We start from the raw sequence: 19398 nt of genomic DNA on the forward strand, positions 1-19398 counted from the left end.
CTCAGGCTTTCGTCAGGGTGAAGTGCATGACGTCGGTGTTCTTTTCGCGGAATGCGGCCTCGCAGTAGCACAGGTAAAACTCCCAGGTGCGGATGAAGCGCTCGTCGAAGCCCTGCGCGCGCACCTCGTCCAGGCGCGCGTGGAACGCCTTGCGCCATTCGACCAGGGTGTCGGCGTAATCGATGCCGAAGCGGTGCTGGTGCGTCACCGTGAGGCCGTGCTCAAACGCCATGCGCTCGAAGGCCGACGGCGACGGCAGCATCCCGCCCGGGAAAATGAACTGCTGGATGAAGTCCGTGCCCTTGCGATAGCGCTCGAACAGTTCGTCGGCGATCACGATGGTCTGGATGCAGGCGCGCCCGCCCGATTTGAGGTTGCGCGCGATGCACTCGAAGTAGCTGGGCCAGTAGCTCTCGCCCACCGCCTCGAACATCTCGATCGAGGCGATGGCGTCGTACTGGCCGGCGCTGTCGCGGTAGTCGCACAGGCGCAGGTCGGTCTTCTCACACAGGCCGGCTTGTTGCAGGCGGTTCCTGGCGTAGGCCAGCTGCTGCTCGGACAGGGTCAGTCCGGTCACATGCACCTCGCCGTCGCGCGCCGCCAGTTCGGCGAATCCGCCCCAGCCGCAGCCGATTTCCAGCACCTTCTGGCCGGGCGAGACCTCCAGCTGGTGCAGGATGCCGCGGTACTTGGCCTTCTGCGCCTGTTCCAGGTCGCGTCCACTGGCTTCGGTGTACAGGGCGCTCGAATACGTCATCGACGGATCGAGCCACAGTTTATAGAACTCATTGCCGATGTCGTAGTGGGCGTGGATGTTCTTGCGGCTGCCGGCCTTGCTGTTGCGGTTCAGGAGGTGCTTGATGCGGTAGGCCAGGCTGCCCCACCAGCTGCCGTAGACCAGCGTTTCGATGGCGGCGCGGTTGCGCGCCAGCAGGGCGATCAGGCCGGTCAGGTTGTTGGTGTTCCAGTCGCCGTCGATATAGGCTTCCGCAAAGCCGATGTCGCCCGAGCGCATGGCGGCGCTAAAGCAGTTCCAGTTGTTCAGTTCCAGGATGACCGGCACCGACTCGTCGCCGAAGTGACGCTGCGCGCCGTCCGGCGTGATCAGGGTCAGCGCGCCGTGTTTCAGGTTCCCGAGCAGCTTGAGAATGAGCTTGGCGGACGATGGCGCGGGCGTGGCGACGCGCAGGCCGGAAGCGGCCGGTGCAAGCGATGGCAGGGATTGGGAGCTCATCGGGTTACCTTATGTTGAGGTGGAGTCGGTTTGGAAAAGAACGGGACGCGCCGCAGCCAGAGGCGCAGCGCCTGAATATGAATGCGCGCCACCACGCCGGCCGTCATCAGCGGAAAGCCGAAGAAGGCGCGCGCGGCGCTGCCCGAGGTGATCGGCGTGGCGCTGCCCGACACGCTCGTTTGCAGCAGCGCGCCGTCGGCGTCGTCGTAATCGATGCAGGCCAGGGTGCTGTCCTGCGGCTGGCCATCCTTCAAGCGCCGCACGTGCGTGAAGCGGAAGCGGTAGCCGCCCTGCACCTGGCAGAACGGCGACACGTGGAACACCTTGCGCGCATGGAGCTCCTGGCCGTTGGCGATGTCGGCCCCGGTGTCGAGCAGATAAAAGTGGCGCTCGCCGAAGGTATTGCGCACGTCGCACACCAGCGCGCGCAGGGCGCCGTCGCGCCGGTGGCAAAACCAGAACGAGACCGGATTGAAGACGAAGCCGAGCACCCGCGGCATGGTTTGCAGCCACACCTCGCCATCGGCGTCGAGAATGCCTTCCTTGTGCAGCAGCGCGTCGATCCAGTCGACCAGCGGGGCCTTGCCGTCGCCATGGTCGGCGTCGGAAAATGACAGCAGATTGAAGCGGTTGCGCGAAAACAGCGCGCAACCGAAGCCCTGCGCACCCATCGCGCGCAGCGGCAGGCGCACGTAATAGGTGGCGTAGGCGAACGCATTGGCCACCGGGCGCAGGCGCGTGTGGCGCACCTGGCCGAAGCACAGCTGCGCGCGCGCATCGACGGCGGGGTCAGGCCGCCGCATGCTGCGCGCCCTGCATCATGCGGGTGAGCGCGGCGGCGGCGGCAAGGCCGGACTTGAGGCCATCTTCATGAAAGCCATAGCCGGTCCAGGCGCCCGCGAACCAGGTGTTCTGGTGGCCCTGGAAGCCGGCCAGGCGCGCTTGCGCGGCCACGGCGGCGTCGTCGAACACCGGGTGCGCGTAGTCGAACGACGCCAGCACGCGGGCACGATTGGGCTCATCGATCGGATTGAGCGAGACGATCACCGGCGTTGTAAACGGCAGCGGCTGCAGCTGGTTGAGCAGGTAGTGCACGCACACCTGCGGCGTGACCGAGGCCGTGCTCTGGTAATTCCAGGCCGACCAGGCCTTGCGGCTGCGCGGCAGGCAGCTGGCGTCCGTATGCAGCACGGCGCGGTTGGGCTGGTAGCGCACCGCCGCCAGCACCGAACGCTCGTCTTCGCGCGCGTCTTTCAATAACGCCAGCGACTGGTCGCTGTGGCAAGCCATGACGACATGGTCGAACTGTTCGCTTTCGATGGCGGTATCGACGCGCACCGAGCGCGCGCCGCCGGCCGGGTTGCGCGTCACGCCGGTGACCGGGGACGCCAGGCGGCGCTGGGGAATGGCGGCCAGCAGTTTGTCGACATAGTTGCGCGAACCGCCGCGCACCGTACGCCACTGGGGCCGGTCGCTCACCTGCAGCAAGCCATGGTTGTGGCAGAAGCGGATGAAGGTCGCCACCGGGAAGGCCAGCATCTGGTCCGAGGGGCACGACCAGATGCAGGCCGCCATCGGCAGCAGGTACCAGGCGCGGAACTGGGCGCTGTAGCCATGCAGGTCGAGGAAGTCGCCCAGCGACATGGCCGGCATGCGCTTGGCCACGGCCAGGCTGGTGGCGTGGCGGTTGAAGCGCAAAATATCGCGCACCATGCCCAGGAAGCGCGGACGCAGCAGGTTGCCGCGCTGGGCGAACACGGTGTCGAGATTACTGCCGGCCCATTCCAGCATGCGCGCGCCGCGCTCCGGCCCGAGCGGCAGCTTGACCGAGAACGACATGTCGCTGGGCGCCGTTTCCACGCCGAGTTCGGCGAACAGGGCAATCAGGTTCGGGTAGGTGCGCTCGTTGAACACCAAAAATCCGGTGTCCACGCCATGCGTGATGCCATCGAGGGTCACGTCCACCGTGTTGCTGTGGCCACCGAAGTAAGCGCCCGCTTCGTACAGGGTCACGTCCGCCCCGCCCTGGACAAGCCGGTATGCGCACGACAAACCTGAAATCCCTGCCCCAATCACCGCTATCTTCATCATTCCACCCGTTTTCTTTGTTTTGTCTAGGACAAACTTGCCACCTGACGGATAATCCGTGAAATAATGAAATATGTCAACGATTTGTCCATGACAAACTGAACTGTCATTGATTTATACGTCGTGGGTAGGAAATTGGATTCAAGAAACACGATTTATTACCAAGCAGGAATATCAAGAGGCATGGCATCATGTGGCGCCGGCGGCGACCAGCGAAAACAAGCTGATACAAAGAGTAGTTTTTTGTTTACTATTTCGACTTACAATCGGGACGATGTCCTGAACAAACGATGAATGCGACAATGAGCCAAGCACAGACCACTGCCGTCTTCAGCAGCATCAGCGACGTGGAACGGGACACCGGCATCCCCAAGGAAACGCTGCGCGTGTGGGAACGGCGCTACAACTTTCCGCAGCCGCAGCGCGACGCCAACGGCGAGCGCCTGTATCCGCTCGACCAGGTGGCGCGCCTGCGGGTGGTCAAGCGCCTGCTGGACATGGGTTACCGGCCCGGCAAGATCATGCATCTGGACACCGAAGAGCTGAGCAGCATGGCCAGCAAGTCCGGCACCGGCACCATCGCGGCCGACGCCGACGATCCGGTGCTGCGCCAGTGCCTGGTCATGATCAAGGCGCACCAGATGCACGAGCTGCGCCAGAAAATGGCCCAGTCGCTGCTGCAACTGGGCTTGCGCCGCTTCGTGCTGGAACTGGTGGCGCCGCTGACCACGCTGGTGGGCGAAACCTGGGCCACCGGCGGCCTGGCCATTTTTGAAGAACACCTGTTCGCCGAACTGCTGCAAAGCGTGATGCGCAACGCGATCTTCGCGGCCAACCAGCAGACCGGCCAGATCGACGCCGCCCCGCGCATCCTGCTCACCACCGTGCCCCAGGAACGCCACGGCCTGGGCCTGCTGATGGCTGAAGCGCTGTTCGCGCTGGAAGGGGCGCACTGCGTCTCGCTCGGCGTGCAGACGCCGCTGGCCGATATCGTCGAGGCGGCGCGGGTGCAGCGCGCCGATATCGTGGCGCTCTCGTTTTCGAGCGTGATGTCGCCGCGCGCGGCGGTCGACAATGTGGTGGAGCTGCAAAACCGGCTGGGCGCGAGCGTGCAGGTGTGGGCCGGCGGCAGCTGCGCCGCGCTGGCCCGGCGCCAGCTCGGGCCCAACCGCGTGCTCGACCTGCACGACATCGATGCGGCGGTGGCGCGCTGGCGGGCCCGGAACAGCGCGCTTACCGCTTAGGCGGGCAAGCAATCGACGCTGCCGGCCAGCCCGCCAGGGGAAACCCGGCCCTGCTCTGGTAAAATACGCGGCATCGATTTCGTCGTGCCCGGCGCCGCCGGGCATCAGCATGCTGCGCCCTCCACCACACTCCCATGTTTAGTTTTTTTAAGAAAAAACCGCCCGCTCCCGATCTTCCGCCGCCACCGCAGAGCGCTCCGCCTCCTCCGGTAGCGGCCGTGCCCGCAGCAATCGTGCAAGCCGCGGCCGCGCCGGACTTGCCTGCGGCCGCAGCGCCGTCGCGCCGCTACGGCACCACCTCGACCTTCGTCGCGCCGGCGCCGCTGCCCGCCTTCGGCAGCGAGCTGATTCCGGAAACCGCCGAGCGCCTCGGCAACGATGCCGACAGCAAAAGCTCCTGGATGGCGCGCCTGAAAGCGGGCTTGTCGAAAACCTCGAACAACCTGAGCCTGCTGTTCGTGGGCGCGCGCATCGACGAAGACCTGTACGAAGAGCTGGAAGCGGCCCTGCTGATGTCGGACGCCGGCATGGACGCCACCGATTTCCTGCTCACCGAGCTGCGCCGCAAGGTAAAGGAAGACAAGCTGCTCGACGCGGCCGCCGTCAAGGCCGCGCTCAAGGTGCTCATGACCGACATGCTGCGCCCGCTCGTCAAGCCGCTCGAACTGGGCCGCCACGAACCGCTGGTGATGATGATCGCGGGCGTGAACGGCGCCGGCAAGACCACCACCATCGGCAAGCTCGCCAAGCACATGCAGAAGTACGAGCAGTCGGTGCTGCTGGCCGCCGGCGACACCTTCCGCGCCGCCGCGCGCGAGCAATTGATGGTCTGGGGCCAGCGCAACAACGTCACCGTGATCGCCCAGGAATCGGGCGACCCGGCCGCCGTGGCCTTCGACGCCGTGCAGTCCGGCAAGGCGCGCAAGATGGACGTGGTCATGGTCGACACGGCCGGCCGCCTGCCGACCCAGCTGCACCTGATGGAAGAATTGAAAAAGATCAAGCGCGTGATCGGCAAGGGCATGGATGGCGCCCCGCACGAAGTGCTGCTGGTCATCGACGGCAACACCGGCCAGAACGCCCTGGCCCAGGTCAAGGCCTTCGACGATGCGCTGCAGCTGACCGGCCTCGTGATCACCAAGCTGGACGGCACCGCCAAGGGCGGCGTGCTGGCCGCGATTGCCCGCACGCGCCCGATTCCCGTGTATTTCATCGGGGTCGGCGAAAAAATCGAAGACCTGCAACCGTTCAGCGCCGACGAATTCGTCGAGGCGTTGCTGGGATAAGCGTCCATGATCGAATTCCGGTGTGTCTCCAAAACCTACTCGGCCGACGCCACCGCCCTGCGCGAAGTGAACCTGAACATCGCCCGCGGCGAGCTGGTCTACCTGGCCGGTCCGTCCGGCGCCGGCAAGTCGACCCTGCTGAAGATGATCGCGGCCATGGAGCGCCCCACCTCGGGCAGCGTGCTGGTCAACGAGCAGGATATCGGGCGCATGAAAAACGCCAGCCTGCCCTACCTGCGGCGCAACCTCGGCCTGATTTTCCAGCAGCAGCGCCTGCTGACCGACCGTTCGATCCTGGCCAACACCATGCTGCCCCTGCTGGTCACCGGCGCGTCGAAGGCCGAGGCCGAACTGCGGGCCCGCGCCGCGCTGGAAAAAGTCGGGCTGGAAGCACGCGCGCTGGCGCGGCCGCTCGAACTGTCGGGCGGCGAGCAGCAGCGCGTGGCGATCGCCCGCGCCATCGTCAACCGGCCCCAGATCATCCTGGCCGACGAACCGACCGCCAATCTGGACCGCGCCAGCGCCGACAAGGTGCTCGACGCCCTGCGCGCCTTTCATTCGGTGGGCGTGACCTGCCTGATCGCCACCCATGACGAACTGGTGCTGTACGACGCCGCGCGCCAGGGCAGCGCGCGCGTGATCCGGCTCGACCAGGGCAGCGTGGCGGGAGACGCCACATGAAGCGCTGGTTCCGCCAACACGGTTTCGCCATCGGCTCGGCGCTCGGCCAGCTGGGCAAGTCGCCGCTCAGCTTCCTGTTCAATGTGATCGTGGTCGCCATCGCGCTCACCTTGCCGTTCGCGGGCCTGACCCTGCTCGACAATGTGCGGCCGATGTCCGAGCAGCTCTCGGTCGAGCCGGAAATCAGCGTCTTCACCAAGGCCGAGACCACGCGCGAGCAGGCGCAGGCGCTGGAACCGGCCATCCGCGCGATCCTGGCCGACCCCAAGTCGCGCATCATGTTCGTCTCGCGCGAACAGGCGCTCGACAGCCTGAAAAGCAAGAACGGCCTGGCCGATGTCCTGACCACGCTGGGCGAAAATCCCCTGCCGGACGGTTATGTCTTAAAGCTCGACAGTTTCCGCAGCGTGAGCGAAGCGGGCAGCGTCGACGCCATCGCCGAGCGCCTGCGCGTGCTGCCGGGCGTGGACGCGGTGCAGGTCGATTCGGCCTGGGTCAAGCGCCTGGCCGCCCTGCTGCGCGTGATGCGCCTGATCCTGCTGCTGCTGGCCGTCACCCTCGGCATGGTGGTCATTGCGGTGGTGTTCAATACGATCCGCCTGCAGGTGCTGACCCAGCGCGACGAAATCGCCGTGAGCAAACTGATCGGCGCGACCGACGGCTTCATCCACCGTCCCTTCTATTACACCGGGGGTCTGCTGGGCTTGTGCGCCGGCGGCGTGGCGCTGGGCGCGGTGACCTTGTCGCTGCAGCCGCTCAATACGGCCATCGGCGAGTTCGCGCGCCTGTACGGCTCGTCCTTCCAGCTGGCGCCGCTCAATCCGGTGGCGATGGGCGTGCTGCTGGCGGTGAGCGCCGCGCTCGGCCTGGCCGGGGCGGTGCTGTCGGTGCGCAGGCACCTGGCGCGCCTGCGCTAGGGCGGAAATGTCGCCAGTGAGGATCTGCCTGGCCTGAATCACGCGCCTCACGGCGCGACCGCCGGCCTCGCTCATGCCATGGCCGGACTAAGTGGATGCCGCGCCATCGTCAAACACCGCCTGCAAGCTGGGCGTACTGAGACTGCGCTCGAACCACTGTTCAAGCTCTGCCTGAGTGGCCCGGGCGATACGCTGCGCTGCCGGCGCCGGCAAGTCGCCGAACCGGCTGCGCAACAGGCTGCCCAGCATCCCGCGAAGGGCAATGACTTGCCCTTCCGCCTTGCCTTCCGCCTTGCCGTCTTCCTTGGCCTTCTCCGCCAACGCGAATCCCTTTTGAAAGCCGATCTCCTCGAGCTGCTCGGCCCAAGTTGCAAGTTTGTCTCCCATGTCAGCATCCTCCTGCGCGCTATCAACCATGAACAATCCGGAATTGCCGGTTGCGCGCGCCAGCAAACCGTTCACCCACACCTGGACCGAGCGCCGCAGGCTGGCCTGGGGCGCTTCCTTGAACCACGTCGCCAGCGCAGGCAAGACCTTCGTTGAGACATCGGGAAAGAGTGAAAGTTCAAGCCGGAACAGCAGCGCCAGCAAGCTGGCATTCGCTTCCAGCGCCGTCCTGTCCAGGCGCTGCTGGTCGATCAGTACGTAGCGCTGGGTTGGCTGGAATGCCGCCAGCTCGGCGGGCGCTTGCATGAGGAGCCCGGCCAGCTCCGTGCTGGCGCTCCAGTGCGGCGAGCCGTTGTAGAACACCAGCGGCAGCACCGGCGGCAACAGCAAGCCAGGGGACAATTCGTGGCGCTTGACCAGGTCCTGGTACAGTAAACCAATGTAGGTTTGCATGCGCAATGCCATCCAGCGGTCCACGCCGGATTGGCATTCGAGCAGGATGTACACGTACAAAAACTGCTGGCCGACCCGCACGCGCCAGACAATGTCATCCTGGCGCGCCGACAGGTGCTCGCTCACATACGCCGGATTGACCCGTTCGAACGCCGACAGCGCGACCTCGTCGAGCAGCTTGAAGGAAGTAAAATCCGTGATCAGTTCGCGCACCAGTTCCGGGTGGGCGAACAGCGAGCGGTATCCGAGGTCGTGAAGGGCGGGCATGGCGCATTGTAGCGAGCGTCCCTGCCCACCCTTTGCGCTGCCTCAGACGCGCGCGCCGGCGCTTGAGCGGCTCCCTTGCCTCTGTTTCCGCAATAAACCTCCCGTCCCGCCGGAGTAAGCGACTACTCATGATAACGGTGCCGGTGCCGCCGTCGAGCGTGTCGTTGTCCGGACAGAACGTCAATGCCGCCCTTTCCGTTCACCGCTTCCGGCGCGGCCCCGCCATACAGATAGTTGTCATTCTCGCCGCCAGCCATGATGATGGGATTCATGCTGCCTTTCGACAGCGGAGAGAGAGATGATGTTTTAACGAAAAGATTGCATTTTATCCATACGCGGCCCTGACTTTTTACGAGCGCATTGCGTGTGTAAACGAACAGAGGCGGCCGCCATGATCGGCGACACTGGGACCGGACGCAAATACTGCGCCGGTGCAAACGCATGGCGATCCGGCGCACCGCAAATTTGATCTGTATCAAGGCTCAAATAGTAGCCTCCACTAGAGTGAAATCTGCAAATTTATGGTTGCCTTGAAGTAATAACATTTCGCTATCACTGCCATAAATTCTCGGCATTGGCACTCAACACGAGAGAGTGCTAATATAGGGTCTTGCATGGCGGGGAATCCCCGAAGCCACCGCTGGCATCAGACCGCAACAGCCGCCCCGGACCCGCATCCGGCCCGGGCATTTGATGATGCAGCACAGACACTCTACGAGGAAATACATGATGACGTTGTCCGCACAATCCGCATTGGTTCCGACCGGCAATCGTGCTTTAGGACTCGGTTTCACCGGCAATCTGGGCAATATCGACGCCTATATCTCGGCGGTGAACCGCCTGCCGATGCTGACCCACGAGGAAGAGATTTCCCTGGCACAGCGCCTGCAAAAGAATAACGATCTCGCCGCCGCGCAGGAGCTGGTGCTGTCGCACCTGCGGCTGGTGGTGTCGATCGCGCGCGGCTACCTCGGCTACGGCCTGCCGCACGCCGATTTGATTCAAGAAGGCAATATCGGCCTGATGAAGGCGGTCAAGCGTTTCGATCCGGACCAGGGCGTGCGCCTCGTGTCGTACGCCATGCACTGGATCAAGGCCGAAATGCATGAGTACATCCTGAAGAACTGGCGCCTGGTCAAGGTCGCCACGACCAAGGCCCAGCGCAAGCTGTTCTTCAACCTGCGCAGCAACAAGCAGGGCCTGGACGCCATGACCCCGACCCAGATCGATGCGCTGGCCAAGCTGCTCGACGTCAAGCGCGAAGAAGTGATCGAGATGGAAACGCGCCTGTCGGGCCGCGACATCGCGCTCGAAGCGCCGACCGACGACGAAGATGACAAGTTCTCGCCGATCGCCTACCTGTCGTCGGACCTGTCCGAGCCGACCAAGGTGCTCGAAGCCGAACAGGTCACGCGATTGCAATCCGAAGGGCTGGAAACGGCGCTGGGCAAGCTCGACGCCCGTTCGCGCCGCATTGTCGAAGCGCGCTGGCTGGCCAACGACGACGGTTCCGGTGCCACCCTGCACGCGCTGGCGGACGAATTCGGCGTCTCCGCCGAGCGCATTCGCCAGATCGAAAGCGCTGCCCTGAAGAAAATGAAAGGCGCGTTGTCGGCTTATATCTGAGCCCGCGCACGCCTGGCGCCCCCGCGCCGATGCCGCCTGGTGTAGACTAGGCGGCATTTTTTTCGTCGGTACACATCGTCAAGCTTGTACAAGTCAATACACTTGATTACATATTTATAATGCGAGTTTGACGTATCATGCATACCGTGCCGGTGTCTGAGCGCGGCAACAACATGGGCCCCGAGCGCTGCCCCGCGCGCCGTCACCGCCTTTTTCACAGCTAAACATGAATAGGTAGTCTGCAAATGAAATACTTAACATGGACGCGAAGCCTGGCCGCCCTGCTGCTGGCGCCCGGCCTGGCCGGCGCCGCGCCGGCCCTGATCGAGTCCCCCACCCTGAATAACGTCAGCAAACGAACCGCGTACCACGCCGGCATCGAGCTGGCCGACAACCGCGTTCTCGGCCAGCTCGGCCTGGGCGACGTCGGGCGCGCCATGCACCTGCGTCCCGCCGACGCGCTGCTCGGCGATGTCGACCTGGGCGGCGCCATCAGCGCCTATGCCAACGGCAATGTGGCGTCATGGGGCGGATCGGACGCGCGCCACAGCTACCCGGAAGTGCGCGCCAGCTATGCCAAGCAAGCGCGCAGCAGCTTCGGCGCCGCCAATGCGCGGCCGAGCGTGGCCTCGCAGTCGGTCCCGGAACCGGAAACCTATGTCATGCTCGCCGTCGGCGTGGCCGTCATCGTCCTCACGCGCGGCACCCGCAAGCGCCTGCAGGACAGCCTCGACACATAAACCGGCCCGGCCGCCGTCCCCCGCGGCTGGCGGCCGGCGTTGCTGTTCCCGCACAGTATCGCTCCCAATACATTTCTTACAATGTTGTTCTATGATCTTCGGCTTTCCCTCGATTATGATGGCAAGCCTGGAAGCGCCGTTGCGGCGTTCGTCGACGTGACATGAAAAGGAATGGGACCAATGAACTTGTTTAAATTGCAGATGAGCGCCGCCGCGCTGGCTTTTGTGTCCGCCACGGCATCGGCCGCGCCGACCGTGATCGAGGCAACCGGCTTCACTTTCACCAACCCTGATTCGGCCGTGGCCGACGTGCTCGTATCCGACGTGGACGGCGCGACCACGATCCGTTTCAGCGATTTTGCCAGCAGCATGGCCGGCACTACCAGCGATGCCGACGGCAACGCTTACTCCGCCGACATGACGTTTGCCGTGCGTTCCGGCTATCAGGTCACCGGCTATTCCTTCTCGGGCACCTTCGTCGGCACCCTCGACACCGCCGTGCCGCCGGACGGCCTGGCAGGCGCCGGGACGGCCAGCAACCGTGCTTCGGTCAGCCTGTTCGCCAGCGGCGCGAACGACTGGAACGGCAGCCACTCCCGCAGCGTCAACAAGCTCAACGGCAACGAATCCTTCGTGTTCAGCGCCGCCAACCTGACGCTCAGGGACATGCTCACCATGTCATTGAACAGCAGCATGACCATGTTCGCCTCCCCGGCGGTCTGGACCACGCCCGATGGCGTCGTCCACCGCCAGGATTCGTGGGCTGGCCTGAGCGTGCTCAACCCGACCCTGACCGTCTACACCACCGCCGTGCCGGAACCGGAAACCTACGCCATGCTGGCGCTCGGCCTGGCCGTGATCGGCCTGACCCGCCGCACCCGCCGCCGCCTGCAGGACAGCGTGGCGCAAGCATAATTGCCGGGGCGGCCAGGCCGGCCCTTCCTTTGCCGACGGGCATGCACGGTGCCCCAGCGCGCCGGCTCGTCAATTGCGCGGCCACACAGTGGCGAAATTGATATGATCTATGATCGGCTTTCCCACTAATGAGGAGCCCATCATGATCAAGCTGATTTTCGCGTTCGCCGCCGCCTGGGTGTTTACCGGGTGCACCGCCGCGCCAATGAAGGAAACATCGATGCACCGAAAATACGACGGCACCATTTCCTTGCTGCCGCAGACCAGCACCACCGTGGCGCCCGACGCCACCCTGCGCTTCGACCGCATCGACGACAGCCGCTGTCCGCCCGACGTGCGCTGCATCACCGCCGGCAAGATTGTCTACCACTTCACCCTGATCTTTCCGCTCGGGGCCGAGCCTTTTGCGCTCGAACCGGCCGCGCCGGCCTACACATCGACGCAGCAGCCCAATCTGGTCATCGCCCTGGCCACCGACCCGCCGGCCCCGCTGCCAACCAATGTGCCGCCGGGCCCGCCGCAAGCGGTGACCCTGACCATCAGCCAACCTGCCCCCGAAAGCCGATAAGACGACATGACTCACGCCGCCCGCCGCCTCGCCCTCGCCTGTTCCATCGTCCTCATCATTCCCCTGGGCCAGGCCAGGACCCCGGTGGCAAGCGGCACCGGCGGCGCCGTCGCCACCATCAGCGAACAGGCGTCGCAGTCGGCCATGGCCATCCTCGACAAGGGCGGCAATGCGATCGACGCCGCCGTCGCCGCGGCCGCCACCCTGGGCGTGACCGATCCCTACAGCTGCGGCATCGGCGGCGGCGGCTTCATGATGATCTACCTGGCCAGGGACAAGCGCGTGATCACGGTCGATCACCGCGAAACAGCGCCGGCCAGCGTCACGCCCACGGTATTCCAGGAAAACGGCAAGGACAGCGACTTCGGCGCCACGCTCGCCAGCGGCGCCTCGGTCGGCGTGCCCGGCACCGTGCGCGGCTGGCACGAAGCGCTCAGCCGCTACGGCACCATGTCGTTCAAACAAGTGCTCGCGCCGGCCATCGGCGTGGCCACCAAGGGCTTCGAGGTGAGCGAAAATTTCCACCGCATGAGCGCCGAGAACCAGAAAAAGTTCCAGCTTTTCAGCAGCAGCAGCGCCCTGTTCCTGAAAAACGGCAAGCCGCTGGCGGTCGGCAGCGTGCTGAAAAATCCGGGCATGGCCAAGGCCTACCGCGAAATCGGCGCCCAGGGCCAGAGAGCCTTTTACCAGGGCCCGATCGCGCGCGCCATCGTCGAGGCGGTGGGCAAGCCGCCGGTGGCCGCCGGCGTGCGCGTGCGCGCCGGCGCCATCACCCTGGCCGACCTGGCCAACTACGAAGCGCGCATCCGCCAGCCGGTGAAAACCACCTACCGCGGCTACGAGGTGTACGGCATGCCCCTGCCGAGCAGCGGCGGCATCGCCATCGGCGAAGCGCTCAACCTGCTCGAAGGCCACAACCTCAAGAGCCTGCCGCGCGCCAGCGCCGAGCACCTGTACATGGAAGCGAGCCGCCTGGCCTTTGCCGACCGCAACGCCTACCTGGCCGATCCCGAATATGTCGACGCACCGGTGGCCGGCCTGCTCAGCAAGGATTACGCGGCGCGCCGGCGCACCCAGATGAATGCCGAGCGCGCCGGACCGAAGGTGCTGGCGGGCGACCCGTATCCGTTCCAGAACGACCCCAGCGTGCCGCAGCGTCCGCAGGCTGCGCGCCTGCTGGCCGACAACGCCCACACCACGCACCTGACCGTCTCCGACAAGGACGGCAATGTGGTGGCCTACACCTTCACCATCGAATCATGGGGCGGCAGCGGCATCGTGGTGCCGGGCTACGGCTTTTTGCTCAATAACGAAATGACCGATTTCGATTTCAGCGGCCCGCACCCGAACGTGCCCGAGGCCGGCAAGCGCCCGCGCAGCAGCATGGCGCCGACGATCGTGCTCAAAGGCGGCAAGCCGGCCTTCACGGTCGGCAGCCCGGGCGGCGCGACCATCATCACCACGGTGCTGCAAACCATCGTCAACCACGTCGACTTCGGCATGCCGATGGACAAGGCCATCAATGCCCCGCGCCTGAGCCAGCGCAACGATGCGGCCACCGACGCCGAGCCGGGCTTCGCCGGCAGCGCGCAGGCGCTGGCCCTGGAAAAACTCGGCTACAAGTGGCGCGCCAAACCGGAAGAAATCGGCGCGGCGAACGCCATCGTGTTCAATGCCGACGGCACCGTGACGGCGGTGAGCGAAGGCAAGCGCCACGGCGTGGGCAGCGCGCTGGTGCAGAAAAGCGCCAACTGAAGAGCATGCCGCCGATGCCGCGGCGGCGCTCGGCTTGAGCCCGGCATCAAACGTCGAAGACCAGTTCGGGCAGCACCACTTCCCACTCGCCGCAACGGGCCAGGTGGCGGAACTCGGGGTCGCCGTCTTGCGCCTGACGCACCAGGATGGCCGCCACGCGGCCCGCGATCCAGCGCAGATTGGCTGGCGGTTTGAACGCCCTGGCCAGTTGCCCCACCACCACGCCAGCGGGCGTGACCAGTTCCCACCTGGTTTTGCCAAGGCGCAGCTGCAGCGGGTCGTCGATGCGCAGCGCGGCAATGGCGCGGTGGACGGGATCGCCCTGCGCCATCCGGCCGGCGAAGCCGATGTCGACATCTTGCAGCGTGAGCTGCAGATAGCGCCGCCGCAAGGCGCCCCGGCTGGCGTCCATCGCCAGCGGCGCCCGGCGCAGCAGGCATGGCGCGTCGGGCAGTTGATCGAGCAGGCTGGCCGGCCGGCCGCGCGCGGGCGCAAAGCGCGCCAGGACCAGCGTCCTGGCCGCCCGCGTCATGGCTACGTAGTACAGGCGGCGCGGCGCATCGGCGTCTTCGCCGGGACCGAAGCTGTCCCAGTGGCCGTCGGCCACGGCGACGTGGTCGAACTCGAGCCCCTTGGCGCGGTGCGCCGTCAGCAGCAGCAAACCGGTCTGGCGCCGGCGCGCTTCGCGGCCCCATTCGGCCAGCCATTCGATGAAGTGCGCCACCGGCAGTTCGGCGCCGCCGGTCTCCAGCGCATACTCCTGCACCGCCTGGCGCAGGAGATTGATCCAGGTGCCGGGCGCCCGGGCGTCGAGCCAGGCCTCGATGGCGGCCGTGTCGACCAGGGCTGCCTCGTCCCCGCGCAGCGAGCGCACCAGCGCCTGGGTTTCGCGCAGGCGCCAGAACTGCGCGGTTTCTTCATTGGCCAATTGCACCGGGATGGCATGCAGCATGCAGAAGGTGCGCACCGGCTCCAGGGTTTTCCACTCGCGCGCGATGACCGCCACGCTCGCCCAGTCCCAGCCCGGGTCCAGCGCGGCCAGGCGGCGCAGCTCGGCCATGATGGCCAGCGCCTGGCTGGCATCGTCGGCGCCGGCGTCGATGATCTGCACGCGGCCCCGGCCGACCGGGTCGCGCTCCTGCCACGCGCCACCCGCGTCAAGCTTGGCGCGCGCGCGGTCGATGCTGATCGGGTGCGCGCCTTTCATGCGGCAGCTGGCCGCTGCGATCACCAGGTTGGAGGCGTCGATGATGTGCCGTGTCGAGCGGTAATTCTCGGTCAGGAACGCCGCTCTGGCGCTGTAGTCCTGTTCGAAGCGGCGGATGAAGTCGACCGAGGCGCCGTTGAAGGCGTAGATATTCTGGTCGTCGTCGCCGACCGCTAGCAGGCTCAGCCGCGCATCCTCGTCGGCGCTGTTGCGCCCCGCCAGCGCCGAAATGAGCGCGTATTGGTCCGGCCCGATGTCCTGGTACTCGTCGACCAAGATCCAGCGGAAGGCGCCGAGGAGGCGGTCGCGCTGTTCGTCCGCTTCCTGCGGCGCGAGGCCGGTCCCGTTCAACAAGGCCACCGCCTGCGGAATGACTTGCTTGAGCAGCTCCTCGTCGGCGCCAAGGCGCTTGTCGAAGCTGATGCCGGCGAGCCGCATCGCCAGCGCGTGGCAGGTCAGCACGATCACGCCGCCGGCGTCGCGCCCGATCAGGGCGGCGAGGCGGCGCCGGATGTCGACCGCGGCGTGGCGGTTATAGGTCAGTACCAGGATCGCGCGCGGATTTTCGCGCCGCACCCGCACCAGATAAGCGATGCGGTGCACCAGCACGCGCGTCTTGCCCGATCCGGGACCGGCCAGCGCCAGCACATTGGTGCGTTCGCGGTCGTCGGCCACGATGCGCTGCTGGGCGCTGTTGCCGAGGCTTTCGACAATCGCGCGCCACGAGGCCGGCGTGGTCTGGCGCTCCAGTTCCTTCTCGCGCGCGGGCAGCCATTGCGCGATGAACTGGTCGCGCTCCATGCTGAAGTAATCCATCGCCAGCTGCAGCGCGTCCGCCATCTTTTGCAAGCCGCGCTGCACGTATTCGGCCATCACGTGAATCTGCACCACCTGTTCGCTGTAGTGCAGTTCCAGCGGCGCGAAGTCGGCCTTGTAGAAGCCGCGCCGCTCGGGCGCCAGGCGGATCGTCATGGCGGGGCGAAACACGGCCATCCCCTTGTTCAGGCGGATCACGCCCTGCTCGTGAAGCCACAGCAGGGCGCGGTCGACCAGCCTGGGACAGGATTTCACCCGGCCCGCCAGTTCCAGGTCACCCTCGATCGCCGCGAGCAGCTGGCCGAGGGTGGTACTGGCCAGCTGGTCGTTGCCGCGCGCGCTGGCCGGCAGGCTGGCGACCAGGTGCCCGAGCAGCTTGGCGGCGCCGTCGCGCCGCAGGGCGGCGGTGCCGGCGATGAGGTTCCAGCTGCGCTGCAAGGTGACCTGCACGCTCTCGGCGTCGAGCTGGCGCACGCTGAAGCTGCCCACGCCATCGTCGCCATGGCCGTCGTTGGCGATGCTGCGCACGATGCGCAGCAGCTTGTCGGGCAAGGCATGCGCCAGGCCGGCGTCTTTCAGGCGCTGGCTGGCGTGGCGCAGGTGCAGCACCGAGGTGCCGCCCTTGGCCAGGTCGGGCGCGCCTTCGCGCATGGCGTCGAGCAGCGCCACCTCGAGTGCGCAGGCTTGTTCGAGCAAGCGTTTCGACGACATCTCCACGGCCACGTGAACGAAGGCGGTCAGCGCCGTGTCGTTGCTGGCGATCTTGTACTGTTCCAGCTCATACAGCGCGGCGCGCACCTTTTCGGCCGACAGGCCGGAGGCGTTCATCAATTCGTCGGTGGAGATGCCTTGATCGGCATCGGCGCCGATCAGGGCGTCCACCAGCGCCAGCAAGGCGTCGCGTTTTTCCTTGAAGAGCGGGTACCCGGCCAGCTTTTTTTCAGCTTCTTCGAGGGTGGCCACACGTAGCGAGGACGGGAATATCTGCACCTGGTTTTCCTCGCGCGTGAGCAGCCGGGCTTCTTCCAGCCAGGCGATGGCGGTGCGCACGCGGGTGTCGTCGGTGGTGGAGTCGCGCGCGAAGTCGCCGGCGGCGTCTTCGGTCAGGATTTCGCCGGCCGTGGCGATGATGTCGGCGTCGCCGTGTTTCTTGCGCTCCAGGCGCTTGATCGCCTTGAGCACCACCTGGATATCCTGCTGCGACAGGCGCGAACGCGCCGACATGGCAAACTGGCGCTCCACATCCTCCACCGTGTAGAGCAGCACGCAGCGGGCGGCGCCGCAATCGCGCCCGGCGCGCCCGGCTTCCTGCAGATAGTTTTCGAGCGAGCCGGGAATGTCGGCATGGATCACCAGGCGCACGTCCGGCTTGTCGATCCCCATACCGAAGGCGTTCGTGGCGACGATCACCTTGAGCTCACCGGCGATGAAGGCGTGCTGGGTGTCTTTCTTGACCATGCCACGCAGGCCCGCATGGAAGTGACCAGCGCTCACGTCTTTCTGGCGCAGGAAAGCGGCGATTTCCTCGGTCTGCTTTTTGGTGGCGCAGTAGACGATCGCGCCGCCGGGCGCGTGCGCGGGCAGTTCGGCTTCCAGCAACTGATGAATGTGCGCGAATTTTTCGGCCGGGGTGGTCGGCACTACCGAAAACGACAGGTTGACCCGCCTGGCGCCGCCATCGAGCACGGTCAGGTCGATGCCGACCTTGTCGCGGAAGTGCGCCAGCATGTCGGCCACCACATCCGGCTTGGCGGTCGCGGTCAGGCACAGCACCGGGGCAATGTCGCCGGCGCCGGCGCGCTCGCGGATGAAACGGCCCACGTAGCGGTAGTCGGGACGGAAATCGTGGCCCCATTTCGAGATGCAATGTGCTTCATCGAGCACCCAGGCGCCGATCTCGCGCTGCTCCAGCACACGCCGCAAGGCGCGGCTGCGCAGCTGTTCGGGCGAGACGATGACCATGCCGGCCTCGCCCAGGCGCACCCGGTCCAGGGCGGCGGCCCGCTCCGGAATCGAGAGCAGGCCGTTGATCGCCACCGCGCAGCCGATACCACGCGCTTCCATCCCGCTTACCTGGTCGGCCATTAGCGCCACCAGCGGCGAGATGACGACCGTCAGCGCGCCGGTCTTGTCGTAGCGCGACAGGGCCGGGATCTGGTAGCACAGCGACTTGCCGGTACCGGTCGGGAGGATACCGAGAACGTGACGCCCGCGCATGGCCGCGTCGACAATCGCTTCCTGCAGCGGGCGTCCCTGCCCGTCGCACGGTTCGGGGCGGAAGGCATCGAAGCCGAACCAGCGCTTGAGTTCCTTGCGCGGGTCGTGGCGCTCGCCGCACCAGGTGCAATCCGCAGCGCCGCAGGCGCTGTCGCGCAGGCGCCGCACCAGTTGCGCCGCCCGCGGAAACTGGTGGCGCACCCAGGGCGGCATGACCGAACTGCCGCCGGCGACCGAGAGCCACGCCAGCGCATACGCCAGCGCCCAGCCCAGCGCGGGCGCGTCGGCGGCGACGGCGCGCGCCTCGGTCACGCAAGCCTGTCCATCGAGGCGGCGCAGGATGGCGGCGATGGCCTCGGCCTGGCCCGGGCGCGCGGCGCGCCTCACCATCATGAACACCGAGTTCAGTCCGGACAGGGTATCGGCGCCGGTGGTGAGCCAGTGCCAGGCCAGCAGAAGGTCCGGCGCGCTGTCCTGCATGTCGCGCAAGGCGGCCAGCTGGTCGGCGAACAGCTGCAGCGTCAGGCGCGCATCGTGTTCGGGGTCGTTCAGGCTGCCGCGCCGCAGCTGGCCCTCCTTGTAGTGCTTGACCAGGTGGTGGTACGGATGGCGCGGAAAGGCGAGCGGATTGAGACGCAGCGTGTCGACCATCGGCAGCTTGAGCAGGCGCAGGTGCGGCGCGGCAGCGGCCAGGTGGATGGCGTCGAATTTGATCAGGTTGTGGCCGAGCAGGAAGGCCACCGGGTCGGCGAAGTCGTCGAGTTGCGCCAGCGCCGCGTGAAAGTTGCCTTCGGTGAAGACGAAGGCGGCACCGGTATCGCCGCGCACGGCGGCGAACTGGTGAATGCGGCCATCCTTGAGGCCCACTTCCAGGTCGACCGACAGGCAGCGTGGCGCGATGCCCGCTGATGGCGGATCCGGCTGCGCGGGCACGCAGGTGAGGTCAAGGGTCATACAACGCTTTGCAATGAAGAGTGGCGCACCGCGGGTCGGTCCT

General features: G+C 66.1%; 15 protein-coding genes. 9 read left to right on the forward strand and 6 right to left on the reverse strand.

Annotated elements, in window-relative coordinates; translation table 11 throughout:
* Position 1 precedes the first annotated feature (1 nt).
* From RBA41_RS10060 to RBA41_RS10070, 3 genes are read right to left on the reverse strand one after another with little or no spacing between them, the layout of a single operon-like run.
* Entirely contained in the window at positions 2-1234 is a 1233-nt protein-coding gene (locus RBA41_RS10060; protein ID WP_306623493.1) for an SAM-dependent methyltransferase, read from the reverse strand.
* Positions 1231-2037, reverse strand: coding sequence for a DUF1365 domain-containing protein (locus tag RBA41_RS10065; protein ID WP_306623494.1), 807 nt, complete (start codon positions 2035-2037; stop codon positions 1231-1233). Before RBA41_RS10065 ends, RBA41_RS10060 begins: the two co-directional genes overlap by 4 nt.
* The gene (locus RBA41_RS10070) at positions 2024-3322 is read right to left on the reverse strand and encodes an NAD(P)/FAD-dependent oxidoreductase (RefSeq protein ID WP_306623819.1); all 1299 of its coding nucleotides are present in this window, start codon (positions 3320-3322) and stop codon (positions 2024-2026) included. Before RBA41_RS10070 ends, RBA41_RS10065 begins: the two co-directional genes overlap by 14 nt.
* 302 nt (positions 3323-3624) lie before the next feature.
* Here RBA41_RS10070 and RBA41_RS10075 point away from each other — a divergent pair, with 302 nt between their 5' ends.
* The 4 genes from RBA41_RS10075 to ftsX all read left to right on the forward strand — a co-directional run bounded on the left by RBA41_RS10075 (position 3625) and on the right by ftsX (position 7450).
* On the forward strand, positions 3625-4566 hold the full coding sequence (locus RBA41_RS10075) for a MerR family transcriptional regulator (RefSeq protein WP_306623495.1): 942 nt from the start codon (positions 3625-3627) through the stop codon (positions 4564-4566).
* Between the two features lie 134 nt (positions 4567-4700).
* The gene (gene ftsY / locus RBA41_RS10080; protein WP_306623496.1) at positions 4701-5852 is read left to right on the forward strand and encodes a signal recognition particle-docking protein FtsY; all 1152 of its coding nucleotides are present in this window, start codon (positions 4701-4703) and stop codon (positions 5850-5852) included.
* A 6-nt stretch (positions 5853-5858) separates the two neighbouring features.
* A complete protein-coding gene (locus RBA41_RS10085; protein ID WP_306623497.1) occupies positions 5859-6533 on the forward strand; it encodes a cell division ATP-binding protein FtsE in 675 nt (224 codons plus the stop codon).
* Positions 6530-7450, forward strand: coding sequence for a permease-like cell division protein FtsX (ftsX, locus tag RBA41_RS10090; RefSeq protein WP_306623498.1), 921 nt, complete (start codon positions 6530-6532; stop codon positions 7448-7450). Before RBA41_RS10085 ends, ftsX begins: the two co-directional genes overlap by 4 nt.
* Positions 7451-7537: 87 nt before the next feature.
* Here the strand turns inward: ftsX and RBA41_RS10095 are convergent, their stop codons facing one another.
* Positions 7538-8557, reverse strand: coding sequence for an Rpn family recombination-promoting nuclease/putative transposase (locus RBA41_RS10095; protein WP_306623499.1), 1020 nt, complete (start codon positions 8555-8557; stop codon positions 7538-7540).
* A 122-nt stretch (positions 8558-8679) separates the two neighbouring features.
* Positions 8680-8829, reverse strand: coding sequence for a hypothetical protein (locus RBA41_RS10100; RefSeq protein ID WP_306623500.1), 150 nt, complete (start codon positions 8827-8829; stop codon positions 8680-8682).
* A gap of 454 nt (positions 8830-9283) precedes the next feature.
* On the opposite strand from RBA41_RS10100, the gene rpoH reads away from it, so the two are divergent.
* The 5 genes from rpoH (at position 9284) to ggt (ending at position 14161) form a co-directional block, all read left to right on the forward strand.
* The gene (gene rpoH, locus RBA41_RS10105) at positions 9284-10183 is read left to right on the forward strand and encodes an RNA polymerase sigma factor RpoH (protein ID WP_054266431.1); all 900 of its coding nucleotides are present in this window, start codon (positions 9284-9286) and stop codon (positions 10181-10183) included.
* 245 nt (positions 10184-10428) lie between these two features.
* A complete protein-coding gene (locus RBA41_RS10110) occupies positions 10429-10923 on the forward strand; it encodes a PEP-CTERM sorting domain-containing protein (RefSeq protein WP_306623501.1) in 495 nt (164 codons plus the stop codon).
* Positions 10924-11103: 180 nt separating this feature from the next.
* Positions 11104-11838, forward strand: a complete 735-nt coding sequence (locus RBA41_RS10115; RefSeq protein ID WP_306623502.1) for a PEP-CTERM sorting domain-containing protein — start codon at positions 11104-11106, stop codon at positions 11836-11838.
* A 142-nt stretch (positions 11839-11980) separates the two neighbouring features.
* A complete protein-coding gene (locus RBA41_RS10120; RefSeq protein WP_306623503.1) occupies positions 11981-12406 on the forward strand; it encodes a hypothetical protein in 426 nt (141 codons plus the stop codon).
* Between the two features lie 6 nt (positions 12407-12412).
* On the forward strand, positions 12413-14161 hold the full coding sequence (ggt, locus tag RBA41_RS10125; protein WP_306623504.1) for a gamma-glutamyltransferase: 1749 nt from the start codon (positions 12413-12415) through the stop codon (positions 14159-14161).
* A 46-nt stretch (positions 14162-14207) separates the two neighbouring features.
* Here ggt and RBA41_RS10130 read toward each other — a convergent pair whose 3' ends face one another.
* Positions 14208-19355 (reverse strand): RecQ family ATP-dependent DNA helicase, encoded by a 5148-nt coding sequence (locus RBA41_RS10130; RefSeq protein ID WP_306623505.1) that lies wholly within the window; start codon positions 19353-19355, stop codon positions 14208-14210.
* Positions 19356-19398: the final 43 nt, after the last annotated feature.

The organism is Massilia scottii (assembly GCF_030846495.1).
GTDB lineage: Bacteria > Pseudomonadota > Gammaproteobacteria > Burkholderiales > Burkholderiaceae_D > Telluria_A > Telluria_A violaceinigra.